The sequence below is a fragment of the Massilia antarctica genome, from assembly GCF_015689335.1.
Classification (GTDB): domain Bacteria; phylum Pseudomonadota; class Gammaproteobacteria; order Burkholderiales; family Burkholderiaceae_D; genus Telluria_A; species Telluria_A antarctica.
Genome location: NZ_CP065053.1, coordinates 2,549,559 through 2,566,819, shown reverse-complemented (window position 1 = coordinate 2,566,819; position 17,261 = coordinate 2,549,559). Strand labels below are relative to the sequence as shown.

Sequence of the window (17,261 nt, the reverse complement as noted above, 5' to 3'; positions counted from 1 at the left end):
CGGGGTTCGGCCAGCCTAGTGCAGGAAAAAGGTGCTCGGCTTCGGGTCGGGCACCGGATCGTCATCCTGCGGATGCTTGACCGGCGGGTGATGCGGGTGGGGATTGTCGAACGGCTCGGGAGATGGCTCCTCGACCGGCGCCGGGTCCGGTGCGCGATGGGCGTCAATGGCTGCTGGATTCATGTGGGTCGCTCCTGGATGATGAAGCGGAGACATTAGCACATGCATGGCGGCGGGGCCGTACGCTTGACCGGCCTGGCGCGGCCGCCGGAAGCGGCCACGCCGGCGCTCACGGCTTGGCGTTCTTGACGTATTTGTCGAGCCAGGAATTGGTCTCGTACAGCATATGCATGATCGATTCGCGCGCGCGGTAGGCGTGGCTTTCGTTGGGCAGCATCACCAGGCGCGCGGTGCCGCCCAAGCCCTTCATGGCCTGGAACATGCGCTCGCTCTGCATCGGGAAAGTGCCCGAATTATTATCCTGCTCGCCGTGGATCAGCAGCAGCGCATCCTTGATCTTGTCGGCGTTATTAAACGGCGACATGGCCTGGTACACCTCCCTGGCCTTCCAGAACTCGCGCTCCTCGGACTGGAAGCCGAACGGCGTGAGCGTGCGGTTGTAGGCGCCGCTGCGCGCCACGCCGGCCTTGAACAGGCGCGTGTGGGCCAGCAGGTTGCCGGTCATGAAAGCGCCGTACGAGTGCCCGCCGATGGCGATGCGGTGGCGTTCGGCCACGCCGCGCCGCACCACTTCGGCCACCGCCGCTTCGGCGTTGGCGACCAGCTGCGGCAGGTAGCTGTCGTTCGGTTCGGCCTCGCCGGCGCCGACGATCGGCATCGACGGGTTATCGAGCACCGCATAGCCCATCGCCAGCATCGGCGCCGGGCCCCAGTAGCTGATCGCATTGAAGCGGAACGGCGAACCGGTGGTCTGGCTGGCCGCGCTGGCGCTCTTGAAGTCTTGCGGATAAGCCCACATCAGCAGCGGCAGTGGGCCGTCGCGCTTTGCTTCGTAATTCGGCGGCAGCATCAGGGTTGCGGTCAGGTCGACGCCATCGGCGCGCTTGTAGCGGATCTGCTCCTTCTGCACATCCTTCAACTGCGGGGTCGGATGCGGGAAATGGGTGAGCGCGGTCAGTTGCGCCGCGCCGCTGCGTTTCAGGTCGCGCACATAAAAATTCGGGCGCTCGGTGGGCGACTCGCGCGTGGTCAACAGGCGCGTGCCATCGTCGCTGAGCACCGTCACGAGGCTCTCGTAATAGGGCGCCTGGCTCTGGAACAGGCGCTCCGTGGCCTTGCTGGCCAGGTTGAAGCGGTCGAGGAAAGGACGGTCACCCTCGTTCGAGGCGCCGCTGCCCCCCAGCAGGATGGTCGAATCGGCGCCCACGATCAGGCGCGGACGGCCCGCGCTGTCGGGCATCGTGACGGGCGAGCCGGGGTTGTTATAGCGGTCCTCGGCGGAATACGAAAACAGCAACTCGGGCGGCATTGTGTCGTGCTCCGGCCGGATACGCCAGATCTTGACGGCGCGCGTCTTGTACCAGTCCTCGCCCAGCAAGGCCACGTCGCCATTGCCCCAGACCACGCGGTCGTAGCGCGAACCAAGCCTGGCCAGCACCTTCGGCTCGCCGGCGAACGGCGCGGCGTGGGCGTACACAATGTCGCGCACCTCGGCCGCCGTCGCCGGATCGCCCCCATCCTGGGCGACGGCCCAGACCAGGGTGGCCGGGGCGTCGGCGCGCCAGCTGACCTTGCGCACACCTGCGGACACGGCATCGTTCCCCGGCGGCAGACCTTCTTCGAGCGGCTTCTCGACCACCAGGTGCACGGACTTGCCGCTCAAATCGCGCACGTCCATCCGGCGCGGGAAAGCCGACGCCGGCACCACGTACGAGAAGGGGCGCTGCAGCACGGAGGCCAGCAGCAGCTTGCCGTTAGGCGCCACGGAGACGCTGGTGAACAGTTCGGGATTGCCGATCAGGCGCAGCTTGCCCGACAGGTCGACCAGCGCCAGCTGCGAGCTGGCGTAATGCTCGAACAGGCGCGCGTCTTCTTCGTTTTTCAGCAGGTCCTGGTAGGTGCGCAACTGGCGCGCGCCCACGCTGACCTGGCTGTCCAGCAGAATCGGGCCGCCCGGCACGCCGGTCGACTGCGGCGCCTTGCCGCGCCCGATGGGTTTCAGGTGCAGCAGCAGGCCTTTGGCGTCCGGCATCCAGGTAAAGCCCGAGCCATCCAGGTAGGACAGCGGCTGCGCGCTCAAGCGCCGCGCGATGCGCGTATTGATATCGACCAGCCACAGTTCGACGCCGGACGCGCCATCGCGGTCGGCGTAGGTGACGTGGGTGAAGGCCAGGTAGCGCTGGTCGGGCGACCAGGCGCTGTCGGCCAGGCGCAGCTCGCGCGGCAAGCCCATGATCTTGATTTCCTTCTGCGTGGCGATATCGAGCAGCTTGAGACCCGTGCCGAAGGAAAAGCGGCTCGGCGAATAGGTGCGCGGATTGATGCGCAGGCCGGCCAGCTTGAGTTCCGGCTGCGCCACCTCGGCGATGCTGGGCAGGGCCGGCGTATCGACCATCATCGCCAGGTCGCGCTGCGGCGACAGGCCCAGCGCCGGCGCGCGCGGCGCGTCCACGATGGCCTGCAACTGCGCCGGCGGCAATTGGTACTGGGAATGCGCATTCGGTGCTGCGGCGAGCAGGGACATGGTCAGCGGGACGATGGGGAGGCGATGGCGCATGGCGGGTTCTCGGGTGAAGGCGATCCGCCATCTTGCGCACTAGCGGCGGGCTTGTCAATCGGCTCTTCTCCCGTATTTACTGGGCGTATGGTACGTACGGCGGGTGCGGGCGGCGCGGTGCGGCGGGCGTTTATAATGCGTGTTTTCCGGACCGGATCCACAAATCGCCATGTCAATTACCACTCTCGCGCTGCTGGTGCTCGCCCCTTTCCTGGTGTGGCGCTTTTACCAGCGTCTCAAGGCGATGATGATGCGCCAGCGTTCGATCGTTTCGCGCCATTACACGGGCGTGGGCGTGTTCGCGGCGATGATCCTGGTGGCGGGTTCGGAGCTGATTGCGCGGCCGGCGCTGCTTGGCTGGCTGGGCGTGGGTACGGCGGCCGGCATCGCGTACGGGATCTGGGGGCTGCGCCTGACCAGATTCGAGAACGATACCTGCTACTTCACGCCGAACGCGCGTCTGGGGATGGTGATCGCGATGCTGTTTTTTGCCCGGGTGATGTATATCGGGGTGGAGATTTATGCGAACCAGGGCAGCAATGTGCCGACGCCGGGGTTCACCGACAGTTTTATCACCCTGCTTGCGCTGGGGCTGACGGCGGGGTATTTCGGGACCTATTCGGCGGGATTGATTCGCTGGCGCCGGGCCTTGAAGAAGGCGGTGAACGCGGCGTAATCAACGTCGTTCCCGCGCAGGTCCCAGTTTCTATGAAACTCCTCAAATCTCTGGGAACTGTGCAAAGTGCAAGGGCGCTTCCAAATGGCGCTAACCTAAGCTCCGTCGCTCCCGCGCAGGCGGGAATCCATAGCACATTCGTATATCGACGGTGCTATGGGGGAAACGCATGCGTTTCCGCCTGCGCGGGAGCGACGGTTTCGAGGTTTGTAGTCGCAAAGCTGCTCAAATTAGCGGCAAAGACTAGTTCCTGGAGAGGCGGGAACGCATGCGTCCCCCCCAAGTTCGTGCTGTAGTCATTGGCTGCTCTACAAGCTTGGGTTCCCGCCTGCGCGGGAACGACGGAGCTAAGGGCGACGAACAAAGGCAGCTATAACGTCAAACCGCCACCGCAGGCGTGACGCGCCGCTGCAGCACGAAAATCGGCTGCGCCCACGGCATATCCTTCTTCTTCTTGCTGGTGATGAGGGTCAGCTCCGACGGGTCGTACACGTCCGTGTTGTGCGTCAGCGGCGTCGTCATCAGATACTGCGCCTCGGTATTCTTGAGGAACTCGCCCACCAGCTGGATATTCCGGATATCCAGGTGCGCAAACGGTTCATCGATGAACACAAACCCGCCCGAGCCGTCTTCCGACTTGAGCAAGCCAATCAGCAGCACCAGCGATTTCATGACCTGCTGCCCGCCCGACGCTTCGCCGTCGTTCATCCCGATCTGGTCCTTGCCGTCGAACTTGAAGCGCACGTGCAGGCCAGCCTGCGACAACTGCACGTCTTCATTCTCCAGCTTGACCGGATCGGCATGCACTTCGATGCCCGCCAGTTCCCCCAGCTCCTTGATGTTCTTGCTGTAGGTCTTGATGGTGTAGCGCAGCCGCTCGATGTAGGCGCCGCGTGCGTTGGCGGTCGCTTCGATCGCGCGGTTGTTCTGGTAGCGCCGTTCGTCGGTCTCGGTCTGGCGGCCCTGTAACTGCTCGTTCAGACGGTGATGCTGGTCGATGACCGTGGCATCAAGCTCCCAGTCGTCGCGCGCGAGACTGTGTTCCAGGGAAGCGACGCGCAGGTCGACCTGATGCGCGTTCTGGTGTTCGGCCACCAGCGAGGCGCGCCGCGCCGGACGGCGCCAGCCTTGCGGCAGATGGCGCCACGCGCGGCGCAGCTCCAGCAAGGCGCGCGCATGGTCGGCGCGCTGCTCGATCTGGCGCTTGTGGCCGAGCCGCAGCCCGGCTTCGGCTTCCGACAGGGCCATGCGCGCGTTTTGCCATGTGGTGTCGGCGCGCGTGCGCGTCACCGTGGCCGCCTTGGTCAATGCCTGCAATTCGCCCAGGCGCGCGCCGACTTCCAGGCGCTCGGCCTTGAGCGGCACCGTGCCGCGCAAGGCTTCGTCGAATTCGGCCTGGCGCGCGGCCAGTTCCTTGGCCGCGTCGACACCGGCAATGCGGGCCTTGAGCGCGCCGACTTCATAGGCCAGCTTGCTGATGGCGAGGGTGAACGCGTCTTCCTGCGCTTCCAGCGCCGGCAGTGACTTTTGCAGCGCTTCCATGCGCTGGGTGCGGCCGGCCGTGCCGAAGCGGTAGCGCGACACTTCGACGAACAGCGAACGCCCGCCGCGCCGTTCGCGGTGGTAGGCGTCCGGCGTGATCCACTCGGCGTCCTTGTGCAGCTTGAAGCCCTTCTCCACCGAGTCGACCCGCTCGATGCGCGCCAGCTGGTCGATCAGCCATGGCGGGGCGGCGGCCGAAAAACGCACCACCGACAGCAGGCTGTCATCCTTTACCGCCGGTGCCTTGATGCATTCGGGGACGATGAAGTGGCGATAGCGCTCCTTCTCGGCCAGCCGGTACGCGGCCGCGGCATCCTTGGCGCGTTCGAGCAGCACCACCGAGGCGTACCCGCCCAGCACACCTTCCACGGCGCCCTGCCACTTCGGATCGGTCACCTCGACGATATCGGACAGCATCGCATGCGGGATGCCGTCGTCGCGCAGCGCGCGGCGCATGCCGCGCACGGCGTCCGGCTCGGGCATGGCGCTCTTGCCCTGCAAGGCCGAGATGGTCGATTTTTCGGTCAGGATGCGGCTGGCCAGCGCGTCGCGCAACTGGCGCTGGCGCGTCAGTTCGGCTTCTTTCTGGTCCAGCTGGGCCGCCACTTCGGCGATGTCGGCGCCCGAATCGGCGGCCAGCTTTTGCAGGCGCTCCTTCTGCTCGAGCAGGCTGTCGAGCGGTTTCAGTTTGGCGTTGACCTGGGTCAGGCGGCTGCCCAGCACCGTCGCCTCCTGCTCCAGCAAGGTTTCCTGCTGCTGCGCGTCCGACAGCGCCTTGGCCTGCGCCGCCAGCGCGTTGCGCTTTTCGGTCAGCTGCGTGTCAGCCTGCGCCATCGGTTTGCGGGCGTCGCGCAGCACGCGGCTAGCCGCGGCAGCCTTTTCGCGCGCCTCGTGGTATTCCAGGCTGGGGAGAACCTCTTCCAGCAGGTTGCGCCGTTCCTTGTGCAAGTCTTCCCACTGATGGTAATTGACCACGCGCAGGCGCAAGCCTTCCAGGTTGGTGCGCGAGGCTTCCAGTTCGCTCTCGAAGCGCTTCAGTTCCGTCTCGGTGTCGCGCTGGTGGCGCTTCGCTTCGTCGTAGGCGTCCAGCACTTCCTTGTCGCCGAAGACCTGGAACACCAGGTCGAGCAGCTGGCGCGGCGCGTATTCGCACAGCTTGTCGGTTTCACCCTGCTCCAGCGCCAGCACCTTGGCCATGGCCGGCGACAGGCCGGCATTGTGCAGGCGCTTGCGGTAGTTCTCGACGCCGAGCCAGTCGGTGGCGTCGTCGACTTCCTCGATCTGGATATTCCCCGGACGCATAAGGTACTGGCGCTTCCAGTCGCCGCCATTCTTTTCGATCTTGCAGAACAAGGTGACTTCATCGTCGCTGAAAAAGCCCGAGCTGCGGAACGGCCGGTTCGACAGCTGGCGCCCCACCGCCTTGTTGTCGACCACGGAACGGATCCACGCGGTCTGCTGCCCCGAGTGGCGCGCATAGTGCTTGTAGGTGCGGCCCATCGAGCAATCGAGCCCGAACAGGGTGCGCAGCGCGTCAAGCAAGGTGGTCTTGCCGGAGCCATTCTGGCCGGCGATGGTGATGATCTTGGCGTCGAGCGGGATGTTCTTGATCCGTTGCCAGTAATCCCAGTGGACCAGTTCGAGCGATTTAATATGGAACATGGGCTAGCCTCGGGTTGAAGTATCGGCGTCCGCATCGGCGTCCGCATCGGCGTCGGCGGCGCCAGGATCGGGCTCGATGGCGGCGGGCGCAATTGTGTCCGCCTCGGCATCGCGGATGGCGCTGGCGTCGCGCATGGCGGTGGCGTCGTTGGCGGCCTCGCTGGCGGCCGGCCTGGGCACCACCACCGCCACCGGCGCTCGCTTGAAGACGTCGGCCAGGGCGCCGTTGATGATGCGTTCCTTGAGCACGTCGGTATCCATCAGCAGGTCGAGCAGGGGACCTTCGAGGATCACGTCGCCGCGCCGTTCGATGAAGCCCATGCGCGAGAGCGCGCCCAGGTTCATGTCCATGCGCGTCTTTTTCCCGAGCTTGTCGCCGAAGTCCGACAGCAGCGCGGTGTACGAGATGCCGATCGAGGTGTCTTCGGCGCGCGGCATCGGCTTGTCCTTGTCGAACAGGTCGTTCTGGTCGTCGTCGGCGTTCTGGTGGGTCTCCTGGCGTTCGCGCTTGGGCAGGATGATCTGCGCCCACAGCACCACCAGCAGCGCCACGCCATCGCGCGTGAGGCCGAAGTTATTGTTTTGCCAGATATCCTTGGCGCCGAAAATCTTCGGTTCCACGGCGCGGTGCAGCGCCAGGGTGACGTGGTCGGCGTAGACGTTGTCGAGCAGCTTCAGGCCCGATTCGAGCAATCGCTTGTCGACTTCGGCGCGAAACAGTTCGTCCGACAGCACGCGCTTGACCAGTTTGTCGTCGCGGCGCAGGGTCTGGTGCGTCAGCAGGCGCGCAATCAGGATTTGGGAGTCGTCATTTATCATCGGCCGGGCCGCTTTCCAGATCAAGTGAGAGGGTGGCGATCGACATCGCGAACACGTGCGGGTCGTTCAGCTGCACCATCTCGTCGGTGGGCGTGAAGGTGATCGGCAGGCGCGCCAGTTGCGCCGTGGCGCCCTGCAGGCTGGCCTCGGCGGCGTCGCCCAGGAGCGGCAGCATCGAGGCGCGGTAGGAGGCCACCGCGAAGCTGGCCGGCAGCAGCGAATCCTGGATCGGCACCGTTTTCGGACCGTGCTCCGAGAAGCTGGGGAAGTTGCCGAGGTTGGCAAAGTCGGCCAGGCGCGCCAGCCAGTCATCGAGTTCGGCCTGGATGGCCGGGCCGTCGTTGATCGTCAGCGGGGCGTCCTCGCCCTGCGGCAGGCCGCTCGGGCCCATGCTGGCGCTGCGCTCGGCCAGCAGTTCGGTTTCGGCGACGTCGATCATTTCGGCCGGGGTAACGAACAGCGGCATGACCGGGCGGTCGATGGCGCCCTGCGCCAGGCTCGATAAATCCTCGTGCGCCAGCAGCCAGCGCTTCACATCCGTGGTGGACAGGCCGGACTGGCCCAGGTGCACGCGCTGGCGCTCGATCTGGTTCAAGGCGCGCGAGAACATGCCCTGCATGTTCAGCAGCGCGCTCTGGGCGCGCCCGATGGCTTGCGCGGCCTTGTGGGTGGCCGAGTCGGCCCGTTCGTCGCTGGTGATCGCGCGCAGGATTTCGGAACCCTTCTCGACCCAGTCGCAGGCCATGTGCCACTTCGCTTGCGAGGTGCGCAGGCGGAACTCGGAACCGGAGGCGATCGCGTCGCGAAATTCCTCGGTCAGTTCGACCAGGCGTCCCAGCAGGTGCTTGAGCTGGTCGACGGTGACCCCGCCCACGGCCTGGGCGCCGGCCACCTGCGAAAGCAAAAAGCCCATTTCGGCGTCGTCGTCGGCCTGGCCCATCGACAGCAGGGTGTCGAGCGAGGAGAGCACATTGCGCGCCATCGGCGTGACCCGGTACACGGCGGCCTGGGCATCCCAGGCCAGCAGGCCGTGCGTACGCAGGCGGGTGAGCACCGTTTCCAGGCTTTCGGGCAGCAGGTAGGCCAGCTTCTGGTTGATGTCGGCGCGCGAAAACGCGGTGGTGCTGGTATCGGCCGCCAGTTCGCGCAGCACCAGCAGGCGGATCAGCACGCCGTCGGCGCCGCCATGGAACAGGGCGGTGAAAGCTTGCAGGGTCGGTTGCGCCCGCTTCAAATGGAAGACTTGCTCGATCTCGTCAGCCGAAATGCCGGCGTGAAAATGCGCCTGCAAGGAATCGTGCTCGTCTTGCCCTAAAGTCAGTGGTTCTGCAGCCACGCCTGCCGTCGTTTCCATCATCGTGTTCCGGTACCAGTTTCTTGCTATGGGCAACAGGTCCTGCCCTTGGGGGCGTCAGTATATCAGTTAAGCCACGGCAATCCGACCAAATGGCCCCACCCTGTTTGCAATCTTGTTTCATAATTACAATAATTGTTGAAACTAAAGTAATATCACATCATTAAGAGGAGAGATGCGTGGATCAAGACGAGTTGCAAAGGATTACTACCTTGCCCGATTATTTGCCATCTCCGCAGGTGGAGAAGGAACTCGCCTCCCTGCTGCGCTCGTTCCGGAACGGGGTGCCGGACCCGGCGGAAAAGTGGATGATGATGCAAGCGCTGTCGCAATTGGCCGACCGCCAATGGCAAACCTATGAAATCCTGCCGCATGCGGCCAGGAAGCGCCTGAGCGCATTTGCGATCGGGGTGTGGGACCGGGGCGACCTTGGATCGACGGCGCTGATGCTCGCCATCATCCGCTCCCTGGGCCTGGCCGATGCCCTGGCCTACGCCGTGTCGGTCGATCCGGCAACCCTGGAGAGCGCCATCGCCGCCCGCATCCGGCACGCCTATGCCGCGTTCGGCGATACTGTGGACAATCCGTATGCGCTGATCAAGCAGCGCCAACAACAACAACGCTGAAGCGGCCGGGGCACCAGCTCACACCGTTTGCGGCGCCCGCTTCTCGCAGGATACGCGCGCGGAACGGGCAAACAGCGGCAAGGCCGCTGCGGCACAGGCCGCCCCGACCAGCCACACGCCGACCCAGCCGGCCAGCGCATTGATGTGGGGAATGGCCGACGAGGTCGCAAAGCACGCCACGAACACGCTGGTATTGGCCATTCCCAGGGCCGTGCCCGCCCTTCCCGCGCCCGCCAGGGTGACCAGCTCGGCATAGGCGACGCCGTGCCACGCCGACACGCACACGCCGCTCACGGTGAGCGCCACCATCGCCAGCGCCAGCAGGGGCGGGCGCTCCGTCACCGAGGGCGCCAGCAACAGCGACACCAGGCCCAGCATCACAAAGCACAGCACGCTGCCCCACGCGGCGGCGCGCAGGAACCAGGCCCGATTGCCGTGGCGGTCGGTCCAGCGGCCGCTCCAGACGCGCATCGCCATCGCGCCACATTGCAGGGCCACCATGGCCGCCGTGGTCGCGCCCACACCCGCCCCCAGCAGGTCGTGCAGGAACACGGTGCCGAAACTGAGGATGCCGAATTGCGGCGCGCACAGGATGCCGATTGCCCCGACCATCGCCCACAGCCGCGCCCGGTCCGGCGACGGCGGGGGTACAGGCCCGGCCGCGCTGCCGGCGGGTGCCGCCGCGGTGTCAGGGTCGCGCAGCCAGCGCCACGTCAGCAGCAGGCTGATGGCGCACAGGGCCGATAGCAAGCCGTACACCGCGCCAAAGCCGGCCTGCCGGGCCAGCGCGGGCAGCACCAGCGCGCCCAGCGCGCCGCCGAGCGGGACGGCGGTCTGGCGGATGCTCATCGCCATGCCGCGCTCGGCGCTGCCGAACCACACCATGACGGCGCGTCCGCTCGATCCGTTGACGCTGCCGCCCAGCAAACCGACCAGCAGCAAGCCGGCGCCCACCAGGCCCAGCCCGGGGATGCCATGCGCGCCGGGCGCGGCCCACAGCGCCATCAGCAGCAGCGCGGCCGCCGTGCCGCCCAAGCCGGTCAAGAGCACTTTGCGGTCGCCCCAGCGGTCGGTCAGCACGCCCCACGGAAATTCGCTGCAGGCGATGCCCAGGCCCATCAAGCCGAGCGCCAGGCCGAGCGCCGCGTCGCTCAGCGCGTACGCCGAGCGCAGCATGACCGCGGCGGCAGGAATGCCGGCGAAGGCGGCGGCAAAACTGGCGTTAGCGGCCACGCCGACACCCAGGACTTTCCAGCGGTGACGATCCGGCGCGGGCATGGCGATGATGGTGGGCACTATAGCTCCTGTGGATGAAGGGAGCTTGATTGTCGGCCCGGGCAACCATTTTGAATATCAGATAATATCGAGGTCATCATGCCGAAAAACAGGACAATCATGCGGACAGTGAACTTTGAACTCGACACCCTGCGCAGTTTTGCCACCGGTATCGACCTCGGCAGCTACGCCAAGGCGGCCGCGCAGCTGGGCCGCTCCACGTCGGCGGTGAGCGCACAGTTGAAAAAGCTGGAAGAACAGGCGGGGGTCGTGCTGTTTCGCAAGTCGGGACGTGGCCTGGCGCTGACCGATGCCGGCACCACCCTGCTGGCCTACGCGCGCCGCATGCTGGCGATGAACGACGAGGCCGCCCTGGCCTTGCGCGGCGCCAGCCTGGCCGGCGAAGTGCGTCTCGGGCTGCAGGAAGATGTGGGCGAAGCCTTGCTGGCGTGGGTGCTGGGGCAATTTATCCGCAGCCATCCCCATGCCCGCATCGACGTGTGCGTGGCCAGGAGCGCGCAATTGCAGCGGAGGGTGGCCACCGGCCAGCTCGACCTGGCGATCGCCTGGGATGCCGGAGCGGAAGACGCGCGCGGCGAGCATCTCGCCACCCTGCCCCTGCACTGGATCGGCCCTGGCGGAGCCGCGCAGGCGATGACCACTGGTCCCGGCCCACTGCCGCTGGTGTTGCTGGAAGCGCCATGCGCGCTGCGCGACATCGCCACCGATGCGTTGGACCAGGCCGGCATCCGCTGGCGTTGCGCGTTTTCCAGCGCCAGCCTGTCGGCGCTGTGGGCAGCCTCGGCCGCGGGGCTGGGGATGACGATCCGCACCCGCATCGGCCTGCCGCCGGCGCTGGCGCCGATCGATCCGCTCGCCAACGGCCTGCCGGCCCTGCCCACCATCGACCTGGCGATGCACCGCCGGCGCGGCGACGACAGTGCGCTGACCACCCTGCTGGCCGACCTGCTGCGCCAGGCGGTGCACGAGCTGGCGGGCGCCGGGCGGCCGGCGGCGCATCCACCGGCGCGCGCGGCGTCCCTTACTTCTTGCTGATCTTGTCGACCGTCTGCTCGATGAACTCGCCGTCTTCATCGCTGTAGCGCAGCTGCACCGGATACCAGTCGTACGCCGGCGCCAGCCACAGGTCGACGGTCTGGTCCTTGTCGCCCGGCGGCGGCGCCTTGGACAGGAGAATAGCCTCGACTTCGCCGATGCCGGTGACGATCTTTTCGCGCTTGACCACCTTGAACGACCAGGCCTGGGCCTCCTTGCGCCCGGCCACGAACATGTGCCACTCCGAGCCCGGAATGAATTTGTCCGGCTGGGCGCGCGCCAGGGCCGCCAGTTGCCACTGCGCGCTGCTGCGGTCCTGCTCGCCGCCGAGCAAGGGATAGATTTCCTTGCCGGCGCTGAAACTCATGGTCTTGGCGGCGCGGTCGAAGGTAGCCGTGGTCGCTTCCTTGTGAAAGCGCTTTTCCACGAACTGGAGCGGCGCGATGCCGTAGTTATCGATCAGGCCTTCGCTGCGGCTGTCGAGGATCTTGCCGAATATCTGGGCCTTTGTTTCGGTGACCAGGCTGTACTTGCCCTCGCCCGCGCGCCAGGTCACCTGGGCTTCGCCGCCCAGGGACAAGCCTTTCTGGCGCGCCTTGAGGATGTAGTGCAGATCGGCCGAGGGCGGCACGTTGACCGGGCGCAGCAGCGCTTCATGGTCGGCCGCGGCGCCGCTGGCGCTGGACAAGCTGCCGGCCAGGACGGCGCCGCCCAGCAGGTGTGTCAAAAGATGTGCTCGCATGGTGATTTCCTTAGTCGGTGATGAGAATCTTGCGGATGGTCTGGGTCGTGACCGAGCCATTCGACTCGGTATTGCGGATCTGCACCGGATACCAGTTGTGCGCGGGCGCCAGCCAGATATCCAGGCGCGAGTTGTAGGCCCCCGGGCGCGGCGGACGGGCGACGTGCCAGGTCGCCATCCGCCCCATCCGGGTATCGATTTCTTCCTTCCCGACCAGCACGAAGCCGAAGGGATTGGCATCCTTTTCCTCGCCCACGAACAGCTCGACGCCGCTGGCCAGCTGGGCGCTGTCGGCGCGGCCGATGGCGGCCAGCTGGATCAGGAAGCTGGCCTTGTCCTGGGTTCCGGCCAGCATGGGATAGCTGCGCTCGGACGCGGAAAAGGTAATCTTGCCGTCCGGCCCGCCGAAATGGGTGGCCGTCTGGGTCTTGCCGCGCCGCTTTTCGGTGGACAGGCGCGGCGCGATGCCGTCCGCGCCGACCGTGCCTTCGCTGGTGAGCAGCACCAGGTTCACATGCGCCACCAGCAGGCTCACGCTCGCCTCCATCGACAGCTTGTAGGCGCCGCCGGCCTGCTTCCACGAGATGGTCGACAGCCCGGACCAGGTGCCGCCGTCGCGGTCGGTGCGCGCCACCTCGTAGTTCAGCTCGGCCGATGGCGGCAGGCTGACCTTGAGCGCCGGCTTGGCCGGTTCCGCCGGGGCCGCTGGCGGCGGTGCCGGTTCCGGCGCCGCTTCCACGGCGGGCGCCACCTCGGCAAGGTTCATTTGAACGGGCGCTGGCGCCGCATCGGTGGCGGCGGCCGGGCTGGCCTGCGCCGCGGGCTGCGGCTGTTCGCTGGCCTCGGCGACGGGCGCCGCCGGCGCAGGCAGCGGCCTGGCAGGCGGACGCGGCCGCGCCGCAACCGGCTTCGGCTTCGGCTTCGGCGTCGGCGTCGGCTTGGGCGGCGCCACGGGCGCGGCCGGCGGCGCCGGCGCGTGCAGCGCGGCGAAGATGGTGAGCGGTTCCTGGTCCGGCGCATTGGCGGGCGCCAGCCCGATGCGCGCGCCGACAAAACTGATCGCCAGATAATGCAGCAGGACTGTCGCCGAGCCGATCACCAGGGCGCGGCGATGCCGGGAGAGAAAGGATGCGATCGTCATGGCGACAGTTTAACGTGTCTGGCGCTTTTAACGCTGACACCGCCCAGTGTAGCGTTCGCTGCCCGCACATCATTCTTTGATAGGATGATAATTATCTGCTACGCTCAGGCTTCTACTTTACGGAGACTTCCATGCTGAAACCACCCATGCCCAACATCCCCGGTGTCGGCGCCGTGACCGACACGCTGGACTTCGTCAAGAATTTGTGGGGTAGCATGGCCGTGCCGGGGATGTCCTTCCCCAACCTGGCCATGCCGCCCGTCTCGCTCGACGAGCTGGACAAGAAGATCGCCGACCTGAAAGCCGTGGAAGCCTGGCTCAACATCAATGTGTCCATGCTGCGCGGCACCATCCAAACCATGGAAGTGCAGCGCGGCACGATCGCCACCTTGAAATCGATGGGCGCGACCCTGGCGGCCGCCGTCAAGCAACCTGGCGCGGATGAGAAATCGGTGCTGGCCGCGGCCCCGTTCGCGTCGGCGTTTTTCAGCCAGCCCGCTGCCGCGCCCGCCAAGGCAGCGGCACCCGAGCCGGCCACGGAACACAAAGAGGCAGCGCCAGCGAACGCGATGAACAATCCCGTGGCGTGGTGGAACATGCTGCAGGAACAATTTAATCAGGCGGTAACCACGGCGATGACGCCGGAGGCGGGTGCGGACAAGGGAGACCTTGGCGGGAAGCCGGCCCCGGCGGCGCAGAAGGCGGCAGAGGAACCGGCGGATACGAGCCCCGGCGAGCCGGAGAGTGCTGCCAAGGCCGCATCCCGGCGCGCCAAGCCGAAAACCGGCGCCTGACAAGGCAGGCCGCCCGAGGGGGCGGCAGCGCTTGCCGTGTTACAGGGATTGCTTACGCCAGTCGCTGAATCCGGATCGCATCGATCAGGCCGTCTTCCTGGCGTTTGATGGTCGAGATGGTAATCAAACCCTCGTCCGCCATCTGTTTGACTTGCTCATGCACAGCCTGGAATTCGGGCACGGTATCGCCCTTGGCCGCCACTGGCCGTATCCATGCACTGCTGCCTACACGCATTTTTTCATAGACTTCATTTGCGATGTCGCGCATGGTCGTCCCTTTCCTGTTGAATGCGGAAACTTCCGCGCAGCGATCAGTTTATCACCAGCAAGCGTGGGGACAAACGCAAACGTGAAAACGGCTCAGCCTGGGTCAAGCTCGGCGGCCTCCTCTCCCGCTCGCGGCGCAAGTGCGGCGAGCTGTTCCATGAGCTGGGCGAAGCGCTGTTGCCCGGGCAGGATCTTGTCCACGTGCAGCAACACCTCGGTGGCTTCGGCCGCCAGGGCGGGGTCATGACCGAGCTGCTGCATGTGCGAAATAATAATCTGCGCGGAGTTGAACAGGATGCGCAAGTTGTTCGGCAAGCTCATGCGTGCGCTGCGCATCCAGGCCACCGCCTCGGGCAGCTTGCCGGTTTTCCATAGCGACACGCCCTGATTCATCAGGTCGCTTGCTTCCTTGCGCGACGAGCGGATCAGCGCCAAGCCTTCCTCGCCCATGTGGGCGTGGTCGAAGATTTTTTGTACGTCGTCGAGCAATTGCAGGTTATCGTGATTGTTCTTGATCACGTAGCACAGCAGTTCGACAGGCGAATCGCGGTGCCCGACGGAAAACAGCAAGGTCGCCAGTTCCAGGCAGGTGGGCGTATCGGGCCGCTCGGGACTGCCGATGAGCAGCTCGTCGAGCTCGTCGCCAGCCTTGCGCGCGCGCTGGAAATCGCCGCTCTCGTGGTAGACCATGCCCTCGGTAATCTTGCTGCGCAGCTGAATCTGTTCGCCCGCGAACTCGCGCTGGGCCAGCACCAGCAATTGCAGCGCTTCCTTGGTGTCGTGCTTGAGCCCGCACACCCGCGCCAGGCCGAAATACGCATCGACCGTTTTCATCACGGAATATTCGCCGATCGAAATGCATTTCCGAAAAGCTTTTTCCGCCATGCCCACATTGCCGAGCTTGAGCGACACCTGACCCAAGGAGCGCTGCCGCAGCACTGAATTGGGCGACAATTTGGCCGCGCGTTCGAGCACGGCGCAGGCTTCCTCGTTCTGGCCCATGCTCTGATAGGTGAGCGCCAGCTGGTCGTAAGCGTCGATGTAGTAGCGGTTCTCGGCGATGACGCCCTGGAACATCTGGCGCGCCTGCTCGTATTCGCCATTGGTCATGCGGATCTTGGCCAAGCCCGCCTTGGCCCACTGGTAATCGCGCTCCTGCAGCACGCGCTCATAGGTTTCGCGCGCCTTTTCCGGTTCGCCGCTTTTGAGCATCAGGCGCGCCTTCATGCGCAGCAATTCCATTTCATGCAGCTTGTTGGATTCGATCTGGCTGTCGCACATCTTGGCCGCGCGCAGGTAATCCTTTTCGGCAAAGGCCTGGTCGATTTGCTTGAAGACTTGTTTCTTGTGCCACACGCGGTTCAGGCGGGTCAGCAGCACGCCCTCGGTGATTGGCTTGATCAGGTAGGCGTCGGGCTGGTGCTCGGCCGCGCCCATGACCGATTCGACGCTTTTTTCGGCCGACACCATCAGCCACACGCTGCTCGGCAGCAGCAAATTGCGCACCCGCGCCTCTTCCAGCACTTGCTGGCCATTCTTGCCCTCGCCCAGGTTGTAGTCGCACAGCACCACGTCGTAGCGGATGCGCGCCAGCATGGCGATGGCTTCGCCGCCGCTCGATGCCTGGTCGATATTCTTGGCGCCCAGGTTACGCAAGCTTTCGCGCAGCAACTGGCGAATGCCGATGAAGTCATCCACCACCAGGTAATTTTTGCCTGCCCAGTCGACCAGCTGGACCTTGGTGGCGAGCTTGGCGCTCGCTTTGGGGTCGACGATCATGGCAGGCTCAAAACAAAACAGGCGCCGCCATACGCGCCACCGTTTTCCAGGCGCAGGCGGCCCGCGCGCTGGCGGTGCTTGTGCATCTTGGCCACTTCGCTGGAGAAATACAGGCCCAGGCCCGTGCTGTTGGTCAAAAAATTCACGCAAGCGCTGCTGCCGTGCATGGCCGACACGCCGGCCTCCAGCATGGCAGCCGAGTAACCGGCGCCATTGTCTTCGATCCGGATCTCGAGGTCGCCGTCGACCACCGCGATGGCCAGGCGGATCGTGTCTTTGGTGTAATGGATGGCATTGTTGATCGCATGCCCGAGCACGCCGACGATCAAGTCTTCGTCCAGATGCCAGACCAGGTCCGGATCGGCGCTCGTTTCCAGCTTGATATGGCGCGAGTCGAGCAGGATGCGGCTGGCAGCGGCCACCTGCGCCACCAGGTCGCCCATCGCCAGCGGCTGCATGTCGAAAGGATAGGCGGGTTTGCCGACCTGCTTGTACAGGGCCAGCAGCTGGATCAGGTTATCGTTCAGGCGCTTGGTCTGGTACAGCATGTGCGCCATCTGCGGGTAGGCCGTTTCGGTGCCGGGCGCGGCTTGCGCGAGCAAGGTTTCCAGGGTGCCGCTGAGCACGCTGACAGAATTTTTCATATCGTGCGCGGTGGACGCAAGAAACAGAAACAGCTCGTTCGACTCGGGCGCATCGTCCATCGTGATCGGCTCCCGCCACGCTGGGCGCGGCGATCGGTTGCAAGAATGTTGCTACAAACCAATTATAACCGGATGACGCTGCCCGGT

General features: G+C 65.5%; 15 protein-coding genes. 4 read left to right on the top strand and 11 right to left on the bottom strand.

Annotated features, from left to right (window positions below):
- Positions 1-15: 15 nt before the first annotated feature.
- On the bottom strand, positions 16-183 hold the full coding sequence (locus IV454_RS11635; protein WP_181002726.1) for a hypothetical protein: 168 nt from the start codon (positions 181-183) through the stop codon (positions 16-18).
- Between the two features lie 106 nt (positions 184-289).
- A complete protein-coding gene (locus IV454_RS11630) occupies positions 290-2,737 on the bottom strand; it encodes a S9 family peptidase (protein WP_206091582.1) in 2,448 nt (815 codons plus the stop codon).
- Between the two features lie 169 nt (positions 2,738-2,906).
- Here IV454_RS11630 and IV454_RS11625 point away from each other — a divergent pair, with 169 nt between their 5' ends.
- Entirely contained in the window at positions 2,907-3,413 is a 507-nt protein-coding gene (locus IV454_RS11625; protein ID WP_229522196.1) for a CcdC protein domain-containing protein, read from the top strand.
- 378 nt (positions 3,414-3,791) lie between these two features.
- Here IV454_RS11625 and IV454_RS11620 read toward each other — a convergent pair whose 3' ends face one another.
- Genes IV454_RS11620 through IV454_RS11610 form a run of 3 tightly spaced genes read right to left on the bottom strand, consistent with a single transcriptional unit; the run spans position 3,792 to position 8,793 of the window.
- Positions 3,792-6,617 (bottom strand): ATP-binding protein, encoded by a 2,826-nt coding sequence (locus IV454_RS11620; protein ID WP_206091581.1) that lies wholly within the window; start codon positions 6,615-6,617, stop codon positions 3,792-3,794.
- A gap of 3 nt (positions 6,618-6,620) precedes the next feature.
- Positions 6,621-7,433, bottom strand: a complete 813-nt coding sequence (locus IV454_RS11615) for a hypothetical protein (protein WP_229522317.1) — start codon at positions 7,431-7,433, stop codon at positions 6,621-6,623.
- Complete coding sequence (locus tag IV454_RS11610; protein ID WP_206091580.1) at positions 7,426-8,793, bottom strand: hypothetical protein; 1,368 nt, start codon at positions 8,791-8,793, stop codon at positions 7,426-7,428. Before IV454_RS11610 ends, IV454_RS11615 begins: the two co-directional genes overlap by 8 nt.
- Positions 8,794-8,969: 176 nt before the next feature.
- Between IV454_RS11610 and IV454_RS11605 the strand changes: the two genes are divergently transcribed.
- On the top strand, positions 8,970-9,416 hold the full coding sequence (locus IV454_RS11605; RefSeq protein ID WP_206091579.1) for a hypothetical protein: 447 nt from the start codon (positions 8,970-8,972) through the stop codon (positions 9,414-9,416).
- Between the two features lie 18 nt (positions 9,417-9,434).
- Here IV454_RS11605 and IV454_RS11600 read toward each other — a convergent pair whose 3' ends face one another.
- A complete protein-coding gene (locus IV454_RS11600) occupies positions 9,435-10,694 on the bottom strand; it encodes an MFS transporter (RefSeq protein ID WP_206092640.1) in 1,260 nt (419 codons plus the stop codon).
- Positions 10,695-10,811: 117 nt separating this feature from the next.
- On the opposite strand from IV454_RS11600, the gene IV454_RS11595 reads away from it, so the two are divergent.
- Positions 10,812-11,747: a LysR substrate-binding domain-containing protein gene (locus IV454_RS11595; RefSeq protein ID WP_206091578.1), complete on the top strand. Its 936-nt coding sequence runs from the start codon at positions 10,812-10,814 to the stop codon at positions 11,745-11,747.
- Here IV454_RS11595 and IV454_RS11590 read toward each other — a convergent pair.
- Positions 11,734-12,489: a DUF3108 domain-containing protein gene (locus tag IV454_RS11590; RefSeq protein WP_206091577.1), complete on the bottom strand. Its 756-nt coding sequence runs from the start codon at positions 12,487-12,489 to the stop codon at positions 11,734-11,736. The genes IV454_RS11595 and IV454_RS11590 overlap by 14 nt on opposite strands.
- A 10-nt stretch (positions 12,490-12,499) precedes the next feature.
- Positions 12,500-13,630, bottom strand: a complete 1,131-nt coding sequence (locus tag IV454_RS33320) for a DUF3108 domain-containing protein (RefSeq protein ID WP_206091576.1) — start codon at positions 13,628-13,630, stop codon at positions 12,500-12,502.
- A gap of 131 nt (positions 13,631-13,761) precedes the next feature.
- Here IV454_RS33320 and IV454_RS11580 point away from each other — a divergent pair, with 131 nt between their 5' ends.
- Positions 13,762-14,424: a PhaM family polyhydroxyalkanoate granule multifunctional regulatory protein gene (locus tag IV454_RS11580; protein WP_206091575.1), complete on the top strand. Its 663-nt coding sequence runs from the start codon at positions 13,762-13,764 to the stop codon at positions 14,422-14,424.
- A gap of 52 nt (positions 14,425-14,476) precedes the next feature.
- On the opposite strand, the gene IV454_RS11575 is transcribed toward IV454_RS11580, so the two are convergent.
- The 3 genes from IV454_RS11575 to IV454_RS11565 all read right to left on the bottom strand — a co-directional run bounded on the left by IV454_RS11575 (position 14,477) and on the right by IV454_RS11565 (position 17,174).
- The gene (locus tag IV454_RS11575) at positions 14,477-14,692 is read right to left on the bottom strand and encodes a hypothetical protein (RefSeq protein WP_054266042.1); all 216 of its coding nucleotides are present in this window, start codon (positions 14,690-14,692) and stop codon (positions 14,477-14,479) included.
- Positions 14,693-14,784: 92 nt separating this feature from the next.
- Positions 14,785-16,470 carry a tetratricopeptide repeat-containing response regulator gene (locus tag IV454_RS11570; RefSeq protein WP_206091574.1) on the bottom strand — a complete coding sequence of 562 codons (1,686 nt, stop codon included), beginning with the start codon at positions 16,468-16,470 and terminating at the stop codon, positions 14,785-14,787.
- Positions 16,467-17,174: a sensor histidine kinase gene (locus IV454_RS11565; RefSeq protein WP_206091573.1), complete on the bottom strand. Its 708-nt coding sequence runs from the start codon at positions 17,172-17,174 to the stop codon at positions 16,467-16,469. The genes IV454_RS11570 and IV454_RS11565 overlap by 4 nt, the downstream gene beginning before the upstream one ends.
- Between the last annotated feature and the right edge of the window lie 87 nt (positions 17,175-17,261).